General features: G+C 34.3%; 1 protein-coding gene. It reads left to right on the forward strand.

Translation table 11 applies throughout. From position 1 onward, the window contains the following. Positions 1-1610 (forward strand): Ig-like domain-containing protein (locus F3G70_RS10810; RefSeq protein WP_188118166.1); only part of this gene is annotated, 1610 nt, incomplete at both ends.

Here is a 1610-nt window from a genome sequence, read left to right on the forward strand (position 1 = left end):
ACAATTATTGTAACTTTGCCTGAAGGTGAATATTCAGGAAATGTAACAATTTATGTTGATGGAACTCCTTACAACAGAACAATTACATATGATCCTGCTACAAACATCAGTCAGGCAATCTTAACCTTGGATGGTCTTGCTTCAGGAAATTATAATGTTAAAGCAGTATTTATTACAGAAGACGGTGGTGTTCCAGTTGTTTATGAAGGATCCACTTCATTTGCTGTTTCAAAAATATCTTCATCAATTGTCATTAATCCAATTTCAGACATTAATGTCGGTGAAAACGCAACAATCACATTTGTAGTTTCACCATCCGATGCTACCGGAAATATTACTGTCTACATTAATGGTGTACAGTACATCAGGTATTTGGATGACATGACATTGGTTGTTTCAGATTTAGATGCGGGTCTTATATTGGTTCATGTATATTATAATGGTGATGATAAATACTTAGGATCTGAAGACAATACTACATTCACTGTATATAAAAATGAAGTAATACCTCAATTGTCTGTATCTGATATTACTATTGATGAAATTGAAGAGATTACTGTAACATTACCTGAAGATGCAACCGGATATGTATTGATTAATGTAAATGGAACTCAGTACTATGCTGATATTTCAGGAGGAATTGCTAAATACAGCATTGCTCCTGCAATGACAGGTAAATATGATGTAACCGTAACTTATATTGGAGATAGAAAATATTATAGCAATGAAACTTCAGGTTCATATGTTGTATCCAAACTTAAAACGAACATTGAAATAGCCGGTGAAAATATTATTGTTGGTCAGGATGAAGTATTGACAATTATTACCTCCGTAGACCTTACTGAAGTAATTTTCATTGAAATTGACGGCGTCAATTACACTTCATTCATTACAAACGGTAAAGGGAACTTCACCGCAGTCGGATTAAGCGAAGGATTACACAATGTCACAGTATACTTCAAAGGTGATGACAAATATATGAATGCTTCTAATAAGACTTCATTCACTGTAAAAGCTAAAACCCCTTCAGCTTTAAGCATTAATGTGACTAATATTACTGTCGGCGAAAATGAAGTTATCTATGTAAACGTTACTCCAGGAGCAACAGGAAATGTAACAGTTGTTATTAGAGGAAGAGAATACACTGAAAAATTAGATAACGGAGTTGCTACATTTACAATTTCAGATTTAACTGCAAGAGAATATGAGGTCACTGCAATTTACAACGGTGATGAATATTACTTAAGCAGCAATAATACTGCCAAATTCACTGTTGAAAAACGTGATTTGGACATTATTGTAACAGCTCAAAATATCACTGTTGGTGAAGATGAAATAATTGAAATCAGCTTATCTGAAAGTGAAGATGGTACTGTCTTAGTTAATGTTGGTTCTACCGGTTATTATGTAAATGTTACTGGTGGTAAAGGTTCATTGACTGTCAGTGGTTTGGTTGCTGGTGATTATGACGTTACCGCTACCTATTTAGGTGATGAATTATACGGCACTAAATCAAATACTACTTCATTTAATGTTAAGGCTAAGGCTGATGCTGATATGAATGTGGATATTGGTGATGATAATGTGACTGTTGAGTTGCCTGGTGATGC

The organism is Methanobrevibacter millerae (genome assembly GCF_900103415.1).
GTDB classification, from domain to species: Archaea; Methanobacteriota; Methanobacteria; order Methanobacteriales; family Methanobacteriaceae; genus Methanocatella; species Methanocatella millerae.